The sequence below is a fragment of the Skermanella sp. genome (genome assembly GCF_059503625.1).
On record NZ_JCACHA010001160.1, the window covers coordinates 1 to 5017 of the forward strand.

Consider the following 5017-nt stretch of genomic DNA (forward strand, 5'->3'; position numbering starts at 1 on the left):
GTCCACACCAGGGGATTGCGCACCTCGGGTTCTTGGCCTGGCCAATGCTTCTGTCTGTTGAATAGCGCCTCGGCCTCCGCAAAACACTGCAGTATCACGGCGCAACAGCCCAGTCCCAAATTGGTCCTGTGTCTAGGTTCGACGGAGAAGGCGATCACCATGCCGTCGTCCTGGACTCTATCAGGGCGGAGCAATAGAGGCGGCATCGAGAGTAGACAAAAGTTGAGAGAGAAGGGCATAGGCGCACATTAAGTTTAGCCAACAAAAAGAAGGTAAAAATGAACGAGCGCGCTTTTAGAGTTATCGACAATATCAATGATTTCGAGAAACTTGCGCAATTCGAGATCAACTTGCGGCGCCAGGATAAGCTTTCGGGAGAGGTCGCGGCAGCGATAAAGGCTCGTTCAGCCTATCTGGGGCGCTCTCTGATCACCCGTCGCACTGGACTGGACCTCGCCAATCTCACGCCCGCCGAGGAGCGCATCGTCGAAACGGTGAGCGAGTATGTCGGCGTGATGAAGCGCCAAGGCAAAGACGCGACGCGAACACTGCTTCAACTACGCAACCGCGGCCTCATTGACTCCGCCGAGAGAGCGGTCACCAAATCCAAGCCGACGCAAGGATTTCAGACGCTCAAGGACGAGCACCTTGTAGGGCTCTCCTACGAACAGATCGTCCTTGATTATCCCGAGGAGTTTTCGCCACGCGCGGTATGGTATGCGAGCCGCACGCTGGGACGTCCAACGGACGGTGACCGGCCGCCTGCGCGCAGTACAATTCCCAAAGGCCAGGACCAAGGCAGACGCGAAAGCCCTGCACCCCTAAGATCAGCAAATGGCACGGCTAAAAACAACCCGGATTGGACGCGTGAGGAGCACATACTTGGCCTTGACCTTTACATGCGGTTGCGCGGGACGAGCTATCCCGACGAACATCCGGAGGTAATCAAGCTCTCGACGACATTGCGGGACCTGGCGCGGCTGCGGGGCATGTCAGGCGGCTCGACCTTCCGCAACGCCAACGGCGTGTCGATGAAGATGCTAAATTTCCGGCGCGTCGATCCACAGTATAACGGCGCGGGATTGCCCTCTGGCAGCAAGCTTGAAGAAGAGATCTGGCGCGAATACGCCGACAAGCCGGCTGAACTCGCCGCGGCAGTACGCGCGACCCTTGCGGAGATGGAGGTTTCAAACGCGACCGGGGAGGAGGCAACAGGTCCCGCCTCATCGCCGGACCAAACACCTTACTGGGTGTTCGTCTGCAACCCCGCTAAATGGGCGATCGACAAGTTCCTCGCTGGCGGAACCGACGTCGATACGTGGGGTGTGCGTCCTTCCGACAGCGATAGGTTCGCGCCGGGCCAGCTAGGCATTGTGCGCGTCGGTGTCGACCGGCGCAGTGTGGCGGATCGAGACGGCCGGCCGGCGCTGGAACCCGGCATCTACGCGCTCTGCGAGGTCGAGAGCGTCGCCTTTCCGGGCACCGGCGCCAATGCTTCATTTTGGGGGGACGGCCAAGGACGGGAACCAGGATGGCCGACGGTGCACATTCGGTACTTGCGAAGGTATCAGAACGCGCCCCTGACGATCGCGCAGCTAAAGAGAGACAACCCTGACGTATCGCATCTCTTGCTGAATGGATTCCAGGCGGCATCGTTTCCGATCAGTGCTGCTGATTTTCATGCAGTACTCGATCTGCTCAATGAGGATGCTGACGAACTTCCCACACCAGCGGCCCGGCCGGCTGATTCTCTTGATCGTCTGGCGGAGCTTGAGAAGAAGTATCTGAACGCGAGCCCCGAGGTGAAAACACGGACCAGCAAGGCAATCGAGCGAGGTCCAGTCGGAGCTGCTGTCAAGAAGGCGACGGGCTACAAATGCCAGCTTTGCGCAGCTCTAGGCATGAACCCGGTTGGATTCCTAAAGAGCAACGGTGATCCCTACGTAGAGGCACATCACGTGATGCCAGTGTCGCACCAGGAGATAGGATCGCTTTCGGCGTCCAACATCATGACGCTCTGCGCAAACCACCATCGTCAGCTGCACTACGGCGGCAACATTTCGGTAGCGATCGGGAGCTCGGCATTTACCGTTGCGATTGATGGCATCACCATAAAGATCCCAAAGATTAGCGTAGCCGTGCCGCAAGCGAGCAGTTTAACGGAGGCGACCTGAAGAAAACTGCGGCGGCGGGCTGTACGCCGTCAGTATCGTGTGGTGTTAACTGGAACGTGGCCCGCCGTCGTACCGTCAGAATCAACTCTTCGAAGTCGCCTGACCGCAGCCTCTCCCAAAGTCTTCCTCCTGAACCAGCTTTGCCGCTCCAGCCGCATCTGAGCGCTGGGTCATCGAATTACGACGTTTGGTGATGCCATAGCGCTTGGCGCGCTGTCGGCATGTTGCTGAGCAAAGCTGGGCATCGGCTCGGACCTTCATCGGAAGCGGCGTCCGGCATACGATACAGCAACGCGCCTCCAGTTCAGTTTCCGGGTCTTTGCCGGCGACCATCAACTGGGCGGGGCCGGGGGTGCGGGACCACTTCCAAACCAACCAGCAATGATTCTCCTGTGGGATTTGGCGGGTCGGCCATCCTCGCCCAGGAACCAGACTATCCGGTTTCTCAGTACCACCGACGCCTCGAACGCCGGGTGAAGTAGCCGCTCGCTGTTGGCCGCCCCATACGGCCACTGGGCGTTGACCAACATCGCCACCATACCGCCCACAGGGCGCGTCAGTTCCAGAGCGTGATCAACGAATTCGAACAGCCGCCGGCCATAGGGCGGATTTGTGACGATAGCCGTAACGCCCTCAGGCAACTGGGTTTCCGCGAGAAAGTCCCGGCCTGCCTCGCCGTAACCCCGATCCACCAGATCGGTCCCGACAACATGATGGCCATGGTCCTCCAGTACCCGAGCCATTGCGCCATCCCCGCAGCACGGTTCCCAAATTCCCAGAGGCAGTCGCACCCGCCGCAGCAGAGCTTCCGGCACCCAAGCCGGTATCGGGTAGAAGTCCCGGTCCTGACGTGTATATCCCAGATTTCGCTGTCTCATTTCATCCTGTCACACTTAGCGTCACACTTCTTCGAATTGCTCAAGCGATGGCGTTTTGCCGTGTCAGCAGAACTGCAAAGCGCACGTGGCACCGGTTCCATCAATTACACATCGCGGGGAGTTGGACTTGCCAGGCGTGCGGAGCGGCGCAGCCACCTTTGTCAGACTGGGGCTGGATCACAACGCGATGTCGGCTTGTTGGGATTCCATCAGGCGCTTGTGCTGAAGCTCCCACTCCACCGGCAGCGGCTCAAGCAGTACCGGCAACCCCAGCGTGGGCGGCTGCCGACCGTTCAGGATGGCCTCAATGATCGGGGGAGCCAGGAGCGAAAGGCGGAGCACCCGGCTGACGTAGGACTTGTTGATCTTCTCGGCGTCAGCGAGTTCGACGACCGAGCCGTAGTGGCCCTCCTCCAGCAGGCGGCGCCACCGGAAGGCCCGGGCGACCGCCTTGACCATGGTGTTGTCGATCCGCGCCCGCGGCGGCGCCCAGGGGGCGGCTCCTTCCGGCGCGATGATCATCTTCCGGCCACCATGGCGGCGGATCTTCAGTGGAACCCGGACGGTGACGGTCTGGCTGTCCCGGTCGAGGCTGGCGTCGTCATTCATGCCGCGGCCATCCGTTCCAGATCCCGGCCGCGCAGATCGGCGATAAGACTGGTCAGGCCGTCGGTCCGCAGCCGGATGTTGACGCCGTCCAACCCGACATCCACCCGCTCGACCAGCAGCTGGAGAATGCGCGCCTGCTCGGCCGGGAACAGTTCTTCCCACACCGGGTCCAGGCGCTGGAGAGCTTCCAAGACATCGTTCTCGCTGATCATGGCATCCTCCGCCTTCGCCGCGCGCCAGGTGCGCACCACGATCTCCGGCGTGCGGATCAGCGCCCGCACCTGATCGATCACCGCCGCCTCGATCTCGCCGGCCGGCACGCGGCGCACCGGGCAGGCGTCGGTGCCCTGCTTGATGACGTCCATGGAGACGTAGTAGCGGTACAGCTTGCCCCGGCGCCGGGTGTGGGTCGGCGTCATGGCGCAGCCGGTCGGGCCGAAGATCAGCCCGCGCAGCAGGGCCGGCGTCTGGCACCGGGTCCGGCCGGCGCGGGTCGGCGCCTTGGTCGCCAGAATGGTGCGCACCCGGTCCTACAGCATCCGGTCAATGATCGCCTTGTGCTCGCCGGGGTACGCCGTTCCCTTGTGGACCGCCTCGCCCAGGTAGACGCGGTTGTTCAGCAACTTGTACAGGTCGCCCTTGTCGATCGGCTTGCCGCGCTTGGTGGTCACCCCCTCAGCCCGCAGGTCGCGCGCCAGCACCGTGGCCGAGCCGACTATCAGGAAACGCTCGAAGATCATGCGCACTGTCGCGGCCTCGGCATCATTGACCACCAGCTTGCGGTCCCGGATATCGTAGCCCAGCGGCGGGTGGCCGCCCATCCACATGCCGCGCGCCCGGGAGGCGGCGAACTTGTCGCGGATGCGCTCGCCGATCACCTCGCGCTCGAACTGGGCGAAGCTGAGCAGGATGTTCAGCGTCAGCCGGCCCATTGAGGTCGTTGTATTGAACGCCTGGGTGACGCTGACGAAGGTGACGCCGTGGCGGTCGAACACCTCGACCAGCTTGGCGAAGTCCATCAGCGCCCGGCTCAGCCGGTCGATCTTGTAGACGACCACAACGTCGACCCGGCCGCCCTCGATGTCGCGCAGCAGGCGCTGGAGTGCCGGTCGCTCCAGGGTGCCGCCGGAGAAACCGCCGTCATCATAGTGATCAGGCACCAGGATCCAGCCTTCGGCCTTCTGGCTGGCGACATAGGCCTCGCAGGACTCGCGCTGGGCATCCAAGCTGTTGAACTCCTGGTCGAGCCCTTCCTCAGTCGACTTGCGGGTGTAGACGGCGCAGCGGACCTTGCGAACCGGGCTGACCTTGGCCGGCGACTTCCTCATTTGGCACCCCGCTGGTTCTTCAGGCCGA

Annotated in this window: 5 protein-coding genes; 1 reads left to right on the forward strand and 4 read right to left on the reverse strand. The window is 62.1% G+C overall.

Annotated elements, in window-relative coordinates; all coding sequences use genetic code 11:
• The first annotated feature begins 278 nt into the window (after positions 1-278).
• Entirely contained in the window at positions 279-2174 is a 1896-nt protein-coding gene (locus AC5JJ6_RS41150; protein ID WP_496047599.1) for an EVE domain-containing protein, read from the forward strand.
• A 332-nt stretch (positions 2175-2506) separates the two neighbouring features.
• On the opposite strand, the gene AC5JJ6_RS41155 is transcribed toward AC5JJ6_RS41150, so the two are convergent.
• From AC5JJ6_RS41155 to AC5JJ6_RS41170, 4 genes are all read right to left on the reverse strand, one after another.
• Positions 2507-2917: a hypothetical protein gene (locus AC5JJ6_RS41155; protein WP_496047600.1), complete on the reverse strand. Its 411-nt coding sequence runs from the start codon at positions 2915-2917 to the stop codon at positions 2507-2509.
• A 312-nt stretch (positions 2918-3229) separates the two neighbouring features.
• Complete coding sequence (locus AC5JJ6_RS41160; RefSeq protein WP_496047601.1) at positions 3230-3661, reverse strand: hypothetical protein; 432 nt, start codon at positions 3659-3661, stop codon at positions 3230-3232.
• Positions 3658-4185: a recombinase zinc ribbon domain-containing protein gene (locus AC5JJ6_RS41165; RefSeq protein ID WP_496047602.1), complete on the reverse strand. Its 528-nt coding sequence runs from the start codon at positions 4183-4185 to the stop codon at positions 3658-3660. The genes AC5JJ6_RS41160 and AC5JJ6_RS41165 overlap by 4 nt, the downstream gene beginning before the upstream one ends.
• A 6-nt stretch (positions 4186-4191) precedes the next feature.
• Positions 4192-5017 (reverse strand): recombinase family protein (locus AC5JJ6_RS41170; RefSeq protein WP_496047603.1); only part of this gene is annotated, 826 nt, incomplete at its 5' end.